Origin of the sequence: Spirillospora sp. NPDC052242, from assembly GCF_040679555.1 — a bacterium.
Lineage (GTDB): Bacteria > Actinomycetota > Actinomycetes > Streptosporangiales > Streptosporangiaceae > Spirillospora.
This window is the reverse complement of record NZ_JBFAUZ010000024.1, coordinates 43,285-59,577: the sequence shown is the minus strand read 5'-3', so window position 1 is coordinate 59,577 and position 16,293 is coordinate 43,285. Positions and strand designations below refer to the sequence as shown.

Genomic DNA, 16,293 nt, shown 5'->3' with positions numbered 1-16,293 from the left:
AGCGCGACGTCAGCGCCCGGTGGCCGCACGACTGATCGTCTGCGGCCGCACGGCCGGCGCGAGCGGCGAACGCCGTCGAGCGAGGAAGAACTCGCCGACTTAGAGACCGACGTGCTGGCCGGGCTCGTACTAGCTGCCCTTGGCCATGATCTTGGTGACACCTCACCGGTAGATGTTTGATCAACACCCCCCGGGTCCCGGCGAGCCGTCCTCACGCGCGCCCGCGCGTAGGCAATGTGCAGTAAATGCAGAAGCCCCCGCTTGGGGGCTACGCCCGGATGCTCACGTCGGAGGTCGTCGGGGCGTTTTCCCTGGGGAACTCCCAAGATGACCTGGCGATCTCCCCAGGGCCACAGGTTTCAGGACACACTCACCGGCGTTGCGATCCCGACCAGGACCCCGAAGGGATCCCGCACATACGACACGACCTGTCCCCAGGGGGTGTCGTGCGGCTCGGCAAGAGCGGTGGCGCCCGCCTCGACGGCCCGGCGGAAGGCGGTAGGCACATCCTCGGTGGTCAAGGTGAATTCCAACCCCACCGGCATCGCCTGGGGGTCGAGCGCCGCATATGTCACCGGTACGGCGCTTCGGCCCAGGTGGTGGCTGGTGAAGGCAAGCGAGGTCATGCCGGTGTCCATCTGGGCGAAGTCCCCGGACGGATGGACAAAACCGCGCGTCAGTCCGAAGGCCCGCTCGTAGAACTCGACAGCCTGGGAGACATCGGCGACGTAGACGATGGCGTACGAGAAATGCATGGATTTCCTTCCTGGAGACGTTCGACGCCAATGCCATCATGGTCGGAGTGGTGGCCTCTTGTAGATTTCGGCCATCCCGCCGCACTCCCACGAGGCCGGCCGCCTGAGTTCGTTCCAACGGGCCAGGCGGATCTGCTGAGGCAGGTTCGGCCGTCTGGGCTGAGCACCAGTCGCCGAGTTCGTGGGTCCCCCGTGGTCGGTGACTCGGAGGAACGGCCCTGGACCTGGGCTTGTGAAGCACCCTGCCTGCCGCAGCGTGTGTTCGTCCTGGACGGTCGCCTCTGGCCGGTGTGTTGCATAGGGCGGTCGCCTATGCAACACACCGGCCAGAGGGGAGTTCGGGACGCAGAGGTTGCGCGTCAGCGCGGGCTGGGGTGCGCGGCTGCCCCAGGTCCTGCTCGACCGGCTCGCCGATGAGGGGCTGCTGGACCTGTCGCGAATCATCTTGGACTCGGCGCACGTGCGGGCGAAAAGGGGGGCGAGCACACCCGCCCCAGCCCGTCGACCGCGGGGAATCCGGCTCCAAGCTGCACGTTCTGTCCGACGCGGCCGGGCTGCCCGTCGTCGTTGGCGTCTCGGCGGGCAACGTCCACGACATGCACGGCCTGAAACCGATGGTGGCCGGGTTCGCGAACGAGACACGACCCGGAACGGGGCTGGTTCCGTCAGGCCGGCAAGCTGCATGCGGACAAGCCTTGAGACCGTCCCGACCTGCGCCGATGGCTCCGCAGCGTCCGCGTTCTCCCGAGCATCGCCCGCATCGGCATCGAGTCTTCCGACCGGCTCGGGCGGCGCCGCTGGGTGATCGAACGCACCATCCTCCCCGCTGACCGGCTACCGTCGCCTGTCCCCGCGCTACGAACGCAACCTCCGCAACTACCTGGATTGTCGGGGGTGGCCAGTATTCCCAGGTCGGGTACATGCCAGCGGGGCTCACCGCGGTGGGTCTTGACCTTGGTGCCGCCCGAGCGGTTGCGGCCGATCGCGGCCGCGGCCTGGTCCATCGAGGTGCGCATCGCCTCCTGCAGGCGCGTGATGAACTCGGCCGGGTCCAGCGGCTGGCGCAGGTTCTCGTAGTGCACGTCGCGGTCGCCCTCGAAGTCGGCCGGCAGGTCCTCCTCGGGGTTGCGCCAGGGGGTCGAGCCGTGCACGTAGATTTCCCGGCGGCGCAGCGTGTTCTTCAGCGCCACCAGCACGCACAGCTCGTAGGAGACCCGCTCGATCACCCCACCGGAGTCCACGACCGCCTCCAGCCAGGCGTCCGGGACCACGCCGGTGATCGGCACCTTGTCGGTGCCGTCGAAGTGGCGGACCTTGTTCGGCACGTCGGCGTAGCGCGCTAGCACGTCCAGGGCGTCCATCACCGGCCGGTAGGCGGTGTTGTTGCACTTGGACTCGATCACCGCCAGCAGTTTGGGCAGCATCCGCCGGTAGTAGGAGAAGGAGATGCGCTACCGCGTGGTACACCCGGTTCGTGACGATCACGAACCGCAACCGTGACTGATCACGGAGCTACTTCGGCCCTAGGGTCACATTCGGGAGAAGACCGCCGTGACGGACTGCTCGACGACGAGAATGACATCGCCGCCGTTGCACTCGTCGGGGCCGCCGAGCGGCTTGAACTTCTCACGGTGCAGGGAGGCCGCGCCGTGGCCTCCGTTACCTGCGGCGGCATGCAGCTCGACGCGGTCCACGAAGGTGGTCATGGTGGGGCGTCCAGGTATTGCAGAAAAACACGGGGATGCTTGGAATATCTTTTGATGTAACGTGCCGAGGACGGACCGCTTCCCCGCTAGCGGAAAGCTGAGATCCGTCCTCGGAAGGTGCTGCGCCGTCCAGCCGAACGTTGCCTGACTCAGGCGCCCGTCAAAGCGGAACAAGCTCAATTCGAAGACGGAACCCTGGTGGCCAGTCGTCACCCCGCCTTGCCGGTCAGCCCGATCGCGTGAGCGATGTCTTCGCCGAACTTCCACACCAGGTCGCGGCGGATGTCGGCGAGGTCGGGGGCGCTGTCGGTGAGCCGGGAGGGCTTGCGTCGCCACCAGTCCATGGTGTCGATGCTGGTATCCGCCCGGCCCGGGACGGGACGTCTTCTGTCGATCTCGGTTACGGGGGCCCGGCAGCATCGCCGAAAACCCAACAGATATGGCCTGACTTGCGATTTTCGTCTCGGACCGCTGATGGGCCTCATGCCCGACTCGTTCTCTACCTGGTCCTCCATCTCCTGGCTCCGCTCGGCCAGCGGCTACCTTCAGCGAGAACCCTGACCCCCGACCGCCCAGCCGGCTCAAAAGCCGGTGTAGGCCCGCCACCGCCGGTCAGTGGCCGATGTTGCGGTCGCCTGCCTCGACCAGGCCGCTCTCGTAGGCGAAGATGACGATCTGGGCGCGGTCACGTAGGCCTAGCTTGGTGAGGATGCCGGAGACGTGCGTCTTGACGGTCGCGGGTCCGATGAAGAGCTGTTTGGCGATCTCGGAGTTGCTCGACCCGCGGGCCACGGCGGCCATCACTTCGCGCTCCCGGTCGGTGAGGCGTTCCAGGCGTTCGGCCACGGCGGTGTTGACGCTCAGCCGCCGGGCGAACCGGCCGATCAGCCGGCGGGTGATCGAGGGGGCCAGCAGAGCGCCGCCGTCGGCGACGGTGCGCACGGCGGTGGCGAGCTGGTCGGGTGGGATGTCCTTGAGGACGAAGCCGCTGGCACCGGCGTGCATCGCCCGGTAGACGTACTCGTCCGGGTCGAACGTGGTCAGGATGAGCACCCTGACGTTCCAGTCGGATTCGGCCAGGATCCGCTCGGTGGCCTCCAGACCGTCCATGTCCGGCATCCGGATGTCCATGAGGATCACGTCGGGCCGGTGCCGGCGCGCCGCCTCGATCGCCTCGGTGCCGGTCCCGGCCTCGGCGACGACCTCGATGTCGTCGTGGATCTGCAAGATCATGGCGAAGCCGCCGCGGACGAGGGCCTGGTCGTCGACGATGGCGACACGGATGCTCACGCGGACTCGCCTCCGGTGGGCAGGTGGGCGGTGACGTCGAACCCGCCGTCCGGGCGCGGCCCGGCGTCGAGTGTGCCGCCCAACAGTAGCGCCCGCTCCCGCATCCCCACGATGCCGTGGCCGCACGTTCCGTCCCGGGCGTCTCCCGGCAGGGCGGCGGTGCCGCCGCCGTCGTCGCGCACCTCGATGACGATCTCGCCGCCGGCGGCCGCGAGCCGGACGTCGGCGTGGGCGCCGGGACCGGCGTGCTTGAGCACGTTGGTGAGCGCCTCCTGAACGATGCGGTAGGCGAACAGGTCCACGCGAGCGGGCAGTCCGGTCGGGAGCGTGGCGAGCGACAGGGTCACCGCGACGCCCGTTGCGCGGATCTGGTCGGCGAGGCGGGGAACGTCGGCCAGGCCGGGCTGCGGCTCGGGGCCGCCGGCATCGTTCTCAGGACGCAGGATGCCGAGCAGGTGGCGCAGCTCGGCCAGCGCCTGCCGTCCCTCCTCTTCGACCGCCCCCATCGCCCGCAGTGCCTGCTCCGGGATCGGGCCGTCGGCGGCGTGCGCGGCCATCGCCTTGGCCGCGCCCGCCTGAACGGTCATGACGCTCACCCGATGGGCCACCACGTCGTGCAGCTCGCGGGCGATGCGCGTCCGCTCGTCGGCCACGATGCGGACGGCCTCGGCCGCCTGTTCGGCGACGAGCCGGGCGGCGTGGCGATCGCGCAGCCGGAGACCGCGCCCCACGTACCACAGGCCGACCATGACGATGACCCCGAAGACGGCCTCACTCCACGGCCTGGATTCCGTACGCAGGTCAACAATGACCAGGGCGACGGCCGCCACGACGCCCGCGGGCCCCCGCCATGAGTCCGGCGAGTACCGTCCGGCGCTGTACAGGGCGATGAGCACCGGAAGGCCGACGAGGGTGCGCGTGGTCGGCAGCAACAGGGCCCAGGCGATCAAGGTGATGCTCAGAGCGGCCAGCGGGGTCCGGCGTCGCCAGTACAACGCCGTACCGGCCGCGGCGAAGACCGGCAGGGCGGCGAGGTTGAGGTCGCGAAGGGGACGGAAGGCCAGGTCGTCTCCGGGCATGTCGTGCACGAGCACCAGCATGAGGAGGACCAGCCCGGCGAGGACGGCGTCCATGGCGCGCGGCCGGCGGGCGAAGGGCCCCCGGAGCCTTCCGGGGCGGCCTGCCGCGGCCTCGGCGGGCGGGCGGGAAGGCGGCGTTGTGCGGTTCACCTGCGCTCCACGATGCGAGATGCGGTGCCCTCCGCGGCTTGTCGGCGGGCGCGGGGCCACCGTATGCGGGAACCGACACACCGGTCATCCGCCGCGAGGCGGAGCGGGCCTCCGCTGCGCGACGGGGATCGGTTCCGCCGGTGGACGGGCGACTGCGGCGGCCCCGGCGAGCACGGTGGGTGCGACAGCTCACCCCGGCGCACTCGCCGCCGCATCCGCCCCCGAAGGAGCACCGTCATGCATCGCGTCATCCGTCGCATCGGCGACGCCAGCGCCCGCCGACCATGGCTAACGATCGGGCTCTGGACTCTCCTGGCCGTCCTGGTCATCGGGCTGGCGGGCACCGCGGGCGGCAAGTTCGCCGACGACCTCGTCGCTCCGGGCAGCCAGAGCGAACGGGCGATGGAGCTTCTGGAGGAGCGCTTCCCGCAGGCGGCCGGTGGCAGCGCCAAGGCGGTCTTCGCCGCTCCGAAGGGTGACCGGCTCGACCGCTACCGACCCGCCATCCAGGCGGCCCTCGCCCGGATCGCCGATGCCGAGGACGTGGCCGCCGTCGCCGACCCGTTCGCCACCGGCACGGTGTCGCGCGATGGGCGCATCGGCTACGCCGAGGTCACCTTCGACCGGCCCTCGGCCGGGCTCGGCCCCGAGCCGGTGAAGGCGATCACCGCCGCGCTGGAGCCGGTACGGGCCGCCGGCGCCGTCGCGGAGGTCGGCGGCGACGCCGCGTTCATCAACGCCGAGACCGAGACCTCGGGCACCGAGGTGGCCGGTCTGCTGGCCGCCCTGGTCGTGTTGCTCATCGTCTTCGGAACGGTCGTCGCCGCCCTGGTGCCGATCGGGATCGCGGTGGTCACGGTGGCCACCGGGCTGTCCGGCATCGCGCTGCTGGCCCATGCCATGGACGTCACGAGCGCCGCAACGAGCGTCGGCATGCTGATCGGTCTGGGCGTCGGCATCGACTACGCCCTGTTCATCGTGGCCCGCTACCGCCAGAACCGGACGGCCGGTCAGGACAACCGCACCGCACTGTCGAACGCCATGGCGTCGGCGGGCTCGGCGGTCCTGTTCGCCGGAGGCGCCGTCGTCGTCGCGATGTCGGCGCTGCTGCTGACGGGCTTGGGCCTGCTGGCCTCGGTCGGGCTCGGCACCGCGCTGGTCGTGCTCTTCGCCGTGGCCACCGCTCTCACCCTGCTGCCCGCACTGCTGTTCCTGCTGGGCGACCGCATCGACGCCGGACGCGTCGTCCGCCGCCGCCGCTCCTCCGCCAAGCGCACCGAAGACGGGGCATGGTGGCGTCTGGCGCATCGTGTCTCGGGCCGCCCCTGGCCGTATCTGCTCGGCGCATCGGCGCTGCTGCTCACGCTCGCCGCCCCGGCGTTGTGGATGCAGACCGGCTACCCCGACGCCGGCGACGACAGTACGAGCACGACCCACCGCCGCGCGTACGACCTCCTGGCGGAGGGCTTCGGCCCCGGCCACAACGCCCCGCTGCTGCTCGTCGCCGACCTGCGCCGCGCGGGCGTGACCGCCCGGACCATCCCCGACCTCACCGAACGTCTCGCCGCCGACCCCGGCATCGCCGCGGTGGGCACGCCGCGGACCTCTCCCCAGGGGGACGCGGTCGTCGTGCCCGCGTTCCCCACCAGCGCCCCCGCGGACGCCGAAACCTCCCGGACGCTGGAGCGCGTTCGCGACCTGGTCCCCGCCAACGTCGCCGTCTCCGGCATGACGGCCATGACCGACGACCTCACCCGACAGCTCGACAAGACCCTCCCGATCTTCATCGCCGCGGTCCTGGCCACCTCGTTCCTGCTGCTGATGGTGCTGTTCCGCGCCGTCGTCGTGCCGCTGAAGGCCGCCGTCATGAACCTGCTGTCCATCGGCGCCGCCTACGGCGTCGTGGTCGCGGTGTTCCAGTGGGGGTGGTGCGCGGACCTGTTCGGCCTGGACGGAACGTATGCGATCGCCTCACCGCTGCCCACGATCTTCTTCGCGGTCCTGTTCGGCCTGTCCATGGACTACGAGGTGTTCCTGCTCTCCCGCATCCGCGAAAGCTACGACGCCACCGGCGACAGCACCGAGTCGGTCGCGCGCGGCCTGGCGGGCACCGGCCGGGTGATCACCTCCGCCGCTCTGATCATGACGGTGGTCTTCCTCGGCTTCGTCGCCCACCCGTCACCGCTGGTGAAGATGCTCGGCCTGGGCCTGTCCACGGCGATCCTGCTCGACGCCACGGTCGTCCGGATGCTCCTCGTGCCCGCGACCATGGCCCTGCTGGGCAAAGCCAACTGGTGGCTCCCCCGATGGCTCGACCGCCGGCTCCCCCACCTGACCGACCCGGCCACCGAGCCCCTCCCCGGCACCCCCGAGTCGACCCCGGCGCCCACCGCCCGCTGAGAAGAAAGCCCAGGTGACCAGCGCGCCCAGCGCGAGAGCGGCCCCGAGAACGGCGGGACGGAGCCAGCCGGTGGCGTCGAACAGCGCCGTCGTCGCGGCCGCTCCCAGCGCGGAACCGAGCGAGTAGAAGACCATGTTGGCCCCGATCGCGGCGCTGGTGCGGTCGGGGTGGGCGGTCGCGAGGGCGCGCTGGTTCGGGTGCCGTTGACCAATCGGCTGCGGGCCTCATTCCTCGAGCCGCCGCGGATCCTGTGGAGCGGATCACGTCGTTGGCTCCTCGGCACGAGGGCCTGCAGGCTGCCCGTGACCGCGGCCAGAGCGGCGGCCGGCCCACCGTCGTCAACGCCGACCTGCTCAAGGCGGCCCGCGACCTGCTGGCCGCCCCCGACCGGTCGGTCACCTCGATCGCCAAGCTGCTGGGAGTGTCGGTCGGAACCCTCTGCAACCACATCCCCGACCTGCAGGAACCGCGCGCCGCCGGAGCCGTCCCCGCGGCCCTGACCACCGGCCGGTAGACCGCGCGATGCGAACTACCGGCGGGCGGCTGACCTGCAGTGAGTGTCTTCGATGACGCGCAGGCGGGCTTTGGCGAGGAAGTCCAGGCCCATGTAGCGGCGGGCCTCGGCCCATTCGTCGGTCTGTTCCATCAGCACCGCCCCGACCAGCCGGACGATCGCGGCCCGGTCGGGGAAGATCCCGACCACATCCGTGCGGCGGCGGATCTCCTTGTTCAGCCGCTCCTGGGGATTGTTCGACCAGATCTGCCGCCAGATCTGGCGGGGGAAGCCGGTGAAGGCCAGCAGATCACCTCTGGCCTCGTCCAGGTGCCCGGCCGCGTCCGGGTGCTTGGCGGCCAGGGAGTCGACGACCCGGGCGTGCTGGGCCGCCACTTCTTCGGCGGCGGGCTGGTCGAAGATGGTGCGGACCAGTGTCGCCACCCACGGCTGCGCCGACTTGGGCACCTTGGTGAGCAGGTTGCGCAGGTAGTGGGTCCGGCACCGTTGCCAGGACGCGCCCGGCAGCGTCGCCCCGATCGCCTCGACCAGGCCGCGGTGCGCGTCGGAGATGACCAGCTGGACGCCCGACAGGCCGCGGGCGACCAGGCCGCGCAGGAACGCCAGCCAGCCGGCGCCGTCCTCGGCCGAGGTGACCTCGATGCCGAGGATCTAGCGGTGCCCGTCGGCGTTCACGCCGGTGGCGACCAGCACGTGGACGCCCGCGATGCGGCCGCCCTCGCGGACCTTCTGGGTCAGGGCGTCCACCCACACGAACGCATACCGCCCGGCCTCTAGCGGACGGTTGCGGAACGCGGCCACCTGCGTGTCCAGGACCTTCGACATCTCCGACACCTGGCTTTTGGAGATGCCCTTGATGCCCATCTGCTCGACCAGCTTGTCCACCCGTCTGGTGCTGACGCCGAGGAGATAGGAGGTGGCCACCACGCTGACCAGGGCCTGCTCGGCCCGGCGGCGGCGCTCCAGCAGCCACTCGGGAAAGTACGCCCCCGACCGCAGGCTCCGTGAGCGTGCGGTGCGCATGTTCCGCACGCCTCCGACAACCTGGTGCGCCTACATCCAGGCGCGATGGTCATCGAGTCCGGCGAACCAGGGGAACATCATTCGGACCGTGCCTCAGGGCGCTTCGGTGATCTGGTAGACCTTGCGCAGGCGTTCGTGGACGTGCCAGGTCGTTTTGGTGCCCCTGTCGAGTAGACAGACGTCGCCGGGGCCCACCTCGAGTGTCGGACCGTCTTCGATCTCAATGGTGGCACGTCCTTCGATGACGACGAACATCTCGTCTTCTTCGACGTCGGTGACGATGCCGGGCTCGATCTGCCAGATGCCCCGCGATACGACTCCGTCTTCGCGCAGGACGATGCTCTTGGTGCCGTCCTCATCGTCGGTGAGTGCAGCTTGCATAGTGTTAACGACGAACGACATGTCCCTCCTGGAATTGTGCCGGTCACGTCTTTGGTCGTGGGGAGCCGTCGACGCTGATGGCCGACGACCGTGGTCGGGAGCCGAGGCGAGGCGGTCGAAGCGGAAGGGATGGATCGGGCGGACCACCAGGAAACTGCTGCGCGACCGTCATGGCCTGCATATCGGTGAGTCCAGCCTGCGATTTGGCGGCCTGCCCGGTCAGCCTCGGATCTGCTCGCTGGGTGTGATCGCCAAGTGGTCGATGATGTCGACGAATGCTCGGGCGACGGGAGCCAGGTCGGATTTATAAACCTTGTCGACGGTGTCGGGGTGGGGAGTTCACCGATCAGGGGAATTATCTTGTCACTGGGCAGGCGGATGGTTCGCTGGAGGTCGTGGGTGGTGACGGCCTCCTCGATGGCGGTCTTCAGTGCGGTGTTGACGTTCTCGAAGACACCGCGGTACTCGGGCAGGTCGTGGACCTCGAGGTGTCCGTCGGGTCCGATCTCTGCCTGTCTGGCGATGTGTTCGAGGGTGACGTTGGCAACGATCCGATGCGGGGTGGCCGGGCGGTTGACGAAGGCTTCGACGAAGTGCTCGTGGGCCTGGTAGCCGGTCCAGTGGCTGTCCATCAGGACGAACATCAGGGTCTTGGGCCGCTGTTGGTGCGGAATCTGGCTGTAGTAGCTGGCCAGGGCCAAGACTTCGGCAGTGCCCGAGGCATCTTCCACACCGCCGTCCCATGCGGCGTCATGGTGGGACTGGATCATGATGGTGTCGGTACTGCGGCCGGGCAGGTAACCGATCACGGTGCGAGCCATCGCGGGAACCCGCGAGCCCTCCAGTCGCATGTGCGCAAGGGGGGCGCCCGAAGCGATCAGGGCGCGAATCCGGGCGCCGGCGGTCTTGGTGACCCATAGGCCGGGGATGGTGATGCCCTCGGTGTACTCGGGATGGATGTCGTGAGAGTCGAAGTAGTCGGCCAGGACACCGACGAAACCGACCGCGCCCGCGTTGATCGCTCGTTCCAGAACGTCTTCGTAATTGGTGAGATAGGGATTGGCGGTGTCGAGGTCAGCTGCCTTCACGGTGTTGTGGGGGTCATAGACGAACTCGCCGACGGCCAACAGCAGGCTGCGGGGCATGAGGAACCGCAGGTTGAACATCACGATTTTGCCGGCGACGTCGATCCGCGCGAAGTCGTCGTCCTTCCCGTCGCCTACGTCGGCGAGCGACGCGGACAGGCCGTCCGGTCCCGTGGAGAACGGGCCGTTGCGGTCGTGGAGGTTGAAGGAGAACACTGCCGGCGAGTGCGGGATCGGTGTGGCGCCGACGGTCAACTGGGAACGCGAGGCTCGCCAGTGGAAGGATTCGGTTTCCTGCACCTGAACATCGGTAAGGCCGAATTGCCGGAAGGCTCCGAGCAGATAGTCGACGGACCGGCGATCTCCTGGGGCGTTGGTACCGCGCCTGCCGAGAGCGGCCAGGTCGCTCACCCACGCGAAGATCGTCTCATTGTCCGGCACGGTCGCCCCCCACGCCTTGCCGCCGGACCGAACTTCCTGGTTTCCCAAGGGCACTTCGTCTTCCTCTCAACACAGGTTGCGTCCGGACGGGCCGGACGTCCTGGAGACACCTGGCCGCGCCGACATCGCCGGCCTCACGGTCCGGCTCCGAATCGACTGAGCCTCCGGCCTCAACCGGGCCGACGCTCGGGTTCGACCCCTCGATTCCTTAAGGTAGGAAGCATTATATAACGACTGTTGCATAACGACGCCAGGGTCAGGCGCCGATCACCTCGCCCGCCGAGCCCGTCGGTCGGGCGAGGCCATCGCCCTTGCACTGTCCGTCGACCAACGGAGACACCTGGTCGACCGGCGAGTACTTGCCACCTGGGGCCGCTGGTTCATCTGACCGATCACCCGCTTCCGGCGCTGGGGGCGACGAGGCCGCGAGCGGCTTATGCCGGACATGCCCCTTGCATCTCGCCCGGGACTTGCCCTATTAATAAGTCTACTCCGTTGTAAAACGATGAACATACAACGTTGTACGAGGTAGAACCCACGTTCCGATCGCACCGGAGCCCGACGGTCATCGTGCGACCGTGCTACCAGTCGGCGGCGCCGGCCCCTGTGCGACAGGGGTGGCGATCGGCTGATGTCCCGCGTCCGGGCCAGGTGTTCGGCGCTTGCGAGAGAAGGTGCCAGATGTCCGAACAGCGGCCACGGATGGCGGGTGAAGCTTCCCTCACCCCCGCTGCCGAACACGGGCGCGGCCGATGAGCCGCATGTCGCCGGTCCGAGCGATCAGCATCGGTGTGGGCGCGGCTCTGGTCACGGGCGCCACGCTGGGCAACATCGGCGCCAATCTGATGCCCGTCCTTCTACCGGGCATGGCAGACCGTTTCCACCTGTCCAACACCGCCTCCGGAATGGTCGCGACAGTGCAGTTGCTTGCCACGGCGCTGGCGGCCCTCGTGTTGGCGCCCAGGGCGGCCTGCCCCGGCCGCGTCCGCCTGGCCAGGGCGGGACTCATCGCCACCATGGCGGGATTCGTCCTGGCTTCGGCCGCTCCGGCCCTTGGTCTCCTCATCCTGGGAAACGCCATTGCCGGTGTTGGGCTCGGTGCGGTCTACGCCGCTGCCATGGCGGCGATCGCCGCAACCGACGACACCGATAAAGCCTCGACCGTCACGGTGCTGGGCGGGACGGTCGTCATCTCAGCCCTCATCATCCTCATTCCCGAGGCCAACGACGCCTGGGGCGGCACTACGGCCTTCACGATCCTCGCCGTCTTGTGCTTCCCGGCGTACTGGCTGGTCCGTGCACTGCCCGAGGCAGCCGAACACAGCCCCGGCTCGTCCTCGGACAAGCCGGTTCCGCTCCTGTTCCTGCTGGCTCTTGTGCTATTGGGAGCGACCGAACAGGGCGCCTGGTCCTACGCCGAAATCCTGGGTGAGGACCACGCGGGCATGTCGGCCAACGCCGTCTCCGTAGTCTTGTCGGTCATCGCTGTGGGGTCGCTGGCGGGCGCGATCATGGGCCCGATCGCGTGCCGCCGATTCGGGCGGCTCACCGTCATGGCGGCGTTCATCGCCGTCGAGATCGTCGCCAAGCTGGTGATCGCCGTCGTGCCCTGGGCCGTCTCCTACGCCGTGGCGGCGTTGATCTGGCAGATCAGTTACATGGGCCTCCTCGTCCTGGTGCTCACGGTCGCGGCGTCCGCCGACCCCAGTGGCCGATGGATCGCCGCCACAACCGGAGCAACGGCGATCGGCACCGGCCTGGGATCAGCTCCCGTGGGCTGGATCCTCGACATGTGGGGCGCACCCACGCTCGGTGTGGTCCTCGCTCTGGGCACCGCGCTGGCCGCCATTCCCCTCATGCGCGCGACCAGAGCCGTGGGCACCGGCCTCTCTGTGCACCCCGAACTCGCGGTCAAGGCGTGAAGACCGCGTTTGCGATCGCGCGGCGTCCCGAGACCTGGCCCGACCCGCCGTTGCGGCCAAGCAGCTCATGGGGCCAGCCGTGGGCGGCGGGGCCGCGGTTCAGCGCGGCCTCCATCCGCGCGAAGGCCGCCTCGTGCGGCGGCGTGCGCTTGGACCGCAATGCCTCGGCCTCGTCCTCGCATTTCTCCACCTGCCGCGGCCCGGTCGGCAGCTCGGCGGCGATCTGCGCCTCGGGCCCCTCAACCGCTGCACGTTCCGGCGGGCGAGCCGACGCGGTAAGTGAGCGCGATAAGGTCTGCTTCGAGTTCGGCACGGTCGGTGTCGTTGAGGACGGCTCCCCACAGGGGTGCGCTATTGCTGCCGTCGGTGGCGGCGATGACCACGCGGATGACCGCCGGATCGAGGCCGTCGTCGAGGAGAGCAGAGCGCCATTGCTTCGCGTCCTGCTGTGCGAGCTCTTCTAGGCCGGGTTCGAACATGAGGTGCGCGGCCAGAGCGATGTAGTCACGCAGCCCGGTGAGATCACCGGCGTGGGCGAAGCTCACCCGAATGTATGCCCTGGTGAGTCTGCCCGGCCTTCGATCCTCTTCTTCGGATGCGGCCTGTTCGACATTCTGTCGGAACCGGGTCATGAGATCGGTGGCAAGTCCGTTGAGGAGCTCTTCCTTGTTGGGGAAGTGATAGAGCAAACCGCCTTTGGATACCCCGGCGGCTTCAGCGATGTCTGAGACGGGCACGGCAGTGCCGTGCCTACCGATCAAGTGCGCGGCGGCGTCCAGGATCAGTCGTTTGGTTTCGTCCGCGCTGCGTCCAGCCGTTCGCGCCATATCGTCGTCCTCTTTCTCGCGGGTCCGAAGCGGGATGTCAGTGCTCTGCCGACGCGGCGTCCTTGTTGTTCGGGATGAGCGTGAAAGCCACGATCGCGGCGATCACCATCACCCCGCCCGCGATCAGGGTGGTTACCTGCATGGCGGACACGAATGCCTCTTGTGCCGCCTGCAGTGCCGCGCTGCCGGATTTCAGGACCGCGGTCGCGGACGCAAGAGAGTCCTCGGCCCGCCGCGCGGCATCGCCGGCGACATCGGACGGCAGGGAGAGATCGAAGCGGTAGAACACGGTGACGACCGACCCCAGGACCGCGATGCCGAGCGCGACACCGAGCTCATAGGCGGTCTCCGCCACCGACGCCGCCGCTCCGGCCTTGGCCGGGCGGACCGCGGAGACCACGGCGTCGACGCTGAGGGTTTCGGCGACCCCGATCCCCACGCCCAACGGGACCACGGCCAGCAGCACCCAGATCAGTTGCTCGCTGCTTCCCAGCGCTGCGAGAAGCCCCAGTCCGACCGCACCGGCGACAAGGGCGACGGCGATGGCTCGCCCCCGTCCGAGCCTGGTCAGCAGGAACCCGACCACCGCGACCGCGGCCATCGCCGAAAGCGCCGCAGGGAGTTGCGCCAGTCCCGCTTGCAGCGGGCTGAGTTCACGAGCGAGCTGAAGATACTGGGAGAAGAAGAACAGCACACCGCTGAGCGCGAAGACGGAGACGAAGTTGACCAGCACCGCCCCGCTGAACGCGGAATTGCGGAACAGGTTCACATCGATCATCGGTGCATCCGTCCGCCGCTGACGACGCGCGAACAGCACGCCACCGACCACGCCGACCACGATCGCAACGGCGGCGGTGGGCCCGAACGTGCCCCCGGTGAGCTGCTTGATCGTATACACGAACGGGATGATCGCCAGCATCGACAGCCCGCTGGAGATCAGGTCGAACCGGCCAGGGGCGGGGTTGCGGGACTCCGGCAGGAGCCGGCCGCCGCCGACGACCACGAGCAGCATCACCGGCAGGTTGATCAGGAACACCGAGCCCCACCAGAAGTGCTCCAGCAGCGCCCCGCCGATTAGGGGGCCGAGCGCGATGCCGCTCGCCGCTGCGGCCGACCAGATCGCGATCGCCCGGGTGCGCTCGATCTGATCGGTGAAGATGTTCCGGATCAGCGACAACGTCGACGGCATGATCGTCGCGCCTGCGACACCCAGTAGCAGACGTGCTGCGATCAGCACCTCCGCAGATGGTGCGAACGCCGCCAGAGCCGAGGCCAGACCGAACGCGGCCGCACCGATCAGCAGCAACTTCTTTCGGCCGATCCGGTCGGCCAGGTTGCCCATCGTCACCAGCAGGCCTGCCAGGGCCAGGGAGTAGATGTCCCCGATCCACAGCACTTGGGTCGCGGTCGGTGACAACTCCGCCGTCAGCGACGGCACCGCCAGGTACAGCACCGTCGCGTCGATCGCCAACAGCAACACCGCTCCGACCAGCACCGCCAGCGACGCCCAGCGCCGTACCGGACTCAACACTTCGCTCATTCGATCCCCCCGAACTGTACCGTCGCGACGGTACAGTTTTATCCGCCGCAGGATCCGGCCGTCAAACTCGCCTCGCCTCGACTCGTGGCGAGGCGAGGCGAGGACGGCCGTGGCTCGAGGGGCCGTTGTAGACGTTTCGTGCAGCGGGGCACCGAGACGTGCCGCACCGAGAGCGCGCTGAAGACGCCGAGATCCCAACCGTTCATGGCCCGAGAACTCCCCCACGGTGTCGGAAGGACCGGCCAAAGAACCGTTGGCCCGGCCACGCCGGGAGTGGGGCCACAAAGGGCGTCGGTGCTCGCGCTCTCCAACAGACCAGCCGGTCTGGCCACCGGCTCTGACCACGATCGTTGCCGTCAGATCTTCGGACCGGACGAAGCTCGGCCGGGCACGGTCGATTCCCGCGGCGGGTCGGCCAGGACCATACGGTGCCCTTGAGACTGTCGAGCACGAGTTCGGCGAGCAGAGGTCTTCCAGGAAGACCGGTCCCCGCCTCTCGGGCGAGACCTTAGTGCCGGGAGGACCGGCGCCCTGTGCGGAGGTGCGGGGTCAGGCGGTGGTGATCGGCAGTTCGATCAGATTCATGAAGTGCTGCAGCGCCTCGGTCTGCCGCTCAGGAGTCCACATCTCCGGATGCTCGATCGCCGAAAGCACGACCCCGCTGGTCCACAGGCGGATCAGGTCGATCGTGGCCTCCATCTGGTATGGACTGATGAAGTCTTGGATGGCGGTCCTGATGAGGTTCCGCATGCCGGGTTCCACGAGCGTGAGGTGCTGCTGGATGGCCGGCTCGACGTTGCGGTGGCTGACCAGCGCGACGCGTGCCCGCTCGATGGCCATCGCCTCTTCGTCGATGGGGAGGAAGTAGCGGACGACGGCCTCGAGACGGTCGTGCGGGTCCTCGATCGCGGCCAACTCCTCCTGGGCGGCGCGTGCGTCTTCCAGGGTCTGCTCGAGCATTTTGGTCAGCAGGGCCTCGCGGCTGGAGAAGTAGTGCGTGACCATGGTCACGGAGCCACCGAGCCGGTCGCTCACCGCGCGGAGGGAGAAATTGGCGAAGCCGCCGTCCCCCAGCACCCGGACAGCCGCGTCCACGATCTTCTCGCGCCGCTCGTCATGGTCGACGTAGATCGGCACTGCACCCTCCCGCGGAAACTCGTTATACAACAATGATTACAT

Annotated in this window: 13 protein-coding genes and 4 pseudogenes; 4 read left to right on the top strand and 13 right to left on the bottom strand. The window is 68.7% G+C overall.

From position 1 onward, the window contains the following. Positions 1-359 precede the first annotated feature (359 nt). A complete protein-coding gene (locus tag AB0L25_RS20700; protein WP_500174258.1) occupies positions 360-755 on the bottom strand; it encodes a VOC family protein in 396 nt (131 codons plus the stop codon). A 413-nt stretch (positions 756-1,168) separates the two neighbouring features. Between AB0L25_RS20700 and AB0L25_RS20695 the strand changes: the two are divergent. Continuing rightward, positions 1,169-1,372, top strand: a pseudogene (locus AB0L25_RS20695) (transposase); the annotation flags it as partial. Between the two features lie 48 nt (positions 1,373-1,420). On the opposite strand, the gene AB0L25_RS20690 reads toward AB0L25_RS20695, so the two are convergent. From AB0L25_RS20690 to AB0L25_RS20670, 5 genes and pseudogenes are all read right to left on the bottom strand, one after another. Beyond that, positions 1,421-2,179 carry a hypothetical protein gene (locus tag AB0L25_RS20690; RefSeq protein ID WP_500174257.1) on the bottom strand — a complete coding sequence of 253 codons (759 nt, stop codon included), beginning with the start codon at positions 2,177-2,179 and terminating at the stop codon, positions 1,421-1,423. Between the two features lie 120 nt (positions 2,180-2,299). Further along, positions 2,300-2,461, bottom strand: a pseudogene (gene obgE / locus AB0L25_RS20685) (GTPase ObgE); the annotation flags it as partial. Positions 2,462-2,670: 209 nt separating this feature from the next. After that, positions 2,671-2,805: a hypothetical protein gene (locus tag AB0L25_RS20680; RefSeq protein ID WP_500174256.1), complete on the bottom strand. Its 135-nt coding sequence runs from the start codon at positions 2,803-2,805 to the stop codon at positions 2,671-2,673. A 268-nt stretch (positions 2,806-3,073) separates the two neighbouring features. After that, positions 3,074-3,751: a response regulator transcription factor gene (locus AB0L25_RS20675; protein ID WP_500174255.1), complete on the bottom strand. Its 678-nt coding sequence runs from the start codon at positions 3,749-3,751 to the stop codon at positions 3,074-3,076. Continuing rightward, complete coding sequence (locus AB0L25_RS20670) at positions 3,748-4,980, bottom strand: sensor histidine kinase (RefSeq protein WP_500174254.1); 1,233 nt, start codon at positions 4,978-4,980, stop codon at positions 3,748-3,750. Before AB0L25_RS20670 ends, AB0L25_RS20675 begins: the two co-directional genes overlap by 4 nt. A 237-nt stretch (positions 4,981-5,217) precedes the next feature. On the opposite strand from AB0L25_RS20670, the gene AB0L25_RS20665 reads away from it, so the two are divergent. Continuing rightward, positions 5,218-7,380 carry an MMPL family transporter gene (locus AB0L25_RS20665; protein ID WP_500174253.1) on the top strand — a complete coding sequence of 721 codons (2,163 nt, stop codon included), beginning with the start codon at positions 5,218-5,220 and terminating at the stop codon, positions 7,378-7,380. A gap of 269 nt (positions 7,381-7,649) precedes the next feature. After that, complete coding sequence (locus AB0L25_RS20660; RefSeq protein ID WP_500174252.1) at positions 7,650-7,895, top strand: hypothetical protein; 246 nt, start codon at positions 7,650-7,652, stop codon at positions 7,893-7,895. 15 nt (positions 7,896-7,910) lie between these two features. Here AB0L25_RS20660 and AB0L25_RS20655 read toward each other — a convergent pair. The 3 genes and pseudogenes from AB0L25_RS20655 to AB0L25_RS20645 all read right to left on the bottom strand — a co-directional run. After that, a pseudogene (locus AB0L25_RS20655) lies at positions 7,911-8,894 on the bottom strand (IS256 family transposase); the annotation flags it as partial. Between the two features lie 117 nt (positions 8,895-9,011). Further along, positions 9,012-9,299: a cupin domain-containing protein gene (locus tag AB0L25_RS20650; protein ID WP_500174324.1), complete on the bottom strand. Its 288-nt coding sequence runs from the start codon at positions 9,297-9,299 to the stop codon at positions 9,012-9,014. A 518-nt stretch (positions 9,300-9,817) separates the two neighbouring features. Continuing rightward, positions 9,818-10,120, bottom strand: a pseudogene (locus tag AB0L25_RS20645) (M28 family peptidase); the annotation flags it as partial. A gap of 1,457 nt (positions 10,121-11,577) precedes the next feature. Between AB0L25_RS20645 and AB0L25_RS20640 the strand changes: the two are divergent. After that, positions 11,578-12,747: an MFS transporter gene (locus AB0L25_RS20640; protein ID WP_500174251.1), complete on the top strand. Its 1,170-nt coding sequence runs from the start codon at positions 11,578-11,580 to the stop codon at positions 12,745-12,747. On the opposite strand, the gene AB0L25_RS20635 is transcribed toward AB0L25_RS20640, so the two are convergent. From AB0L25_RS20635 to AB0L25_RS20620, 4 genes are all read right to left on the bottom strand, one after another. Continuing rightward, entirely contained in the window at positions 12,737-12,937 is a 201-nt protein-coding gene (locus AB0L25_RS20635) for a hypothetical protein (protein ID WP_500174250.1), read from the bottom strand. The two genes, AB0L25_RS20640 and AB0L25_RS20635, sit on opposite strands and share 11 nt — an antisense overlap. A gap of 49 nt (positions 12,938-12,986) precedes the next feature. After that, positions 12,987-13,574: a TetR/AcrR family transcriptional regulator gene (locus AB0L25_RS20630; RefSeq protein ID WP_500174249.1), complete on the bottom strand. Its 588-nt coding sequence runs from the start codon at positions 13,572-13,574 to the stop codon at positions 12,987-12,989. A 37-nt stretch (positions 13,575-13,611) separates the two neighbouring features. Continuing rightward, on the bottom strand, positions 13,612-15,114 hold the full coding sequence (locus AB0L25_RS20625; protein WP_500174248.1) for an MFS transporter: 1,503 nt from the start codon (positions 15,112-15,114) through the stop codon (positions 13,612-13,614). 549 nt (positions 15,115-15,663) lie between these two features. Then, positions 15,664-16,251, bottom strand: coding sequence for a TetR/AcrR family transcriptional regulator (locus AB0L25_RS20620; RefSeq protein ID WP_500174247.1), 588 nt, complete (start codon positions 16,249-16,251; stop codon positions 15,664-15,666). Positions 16,252-16,293: the final 42 nt, after the last annotated feature.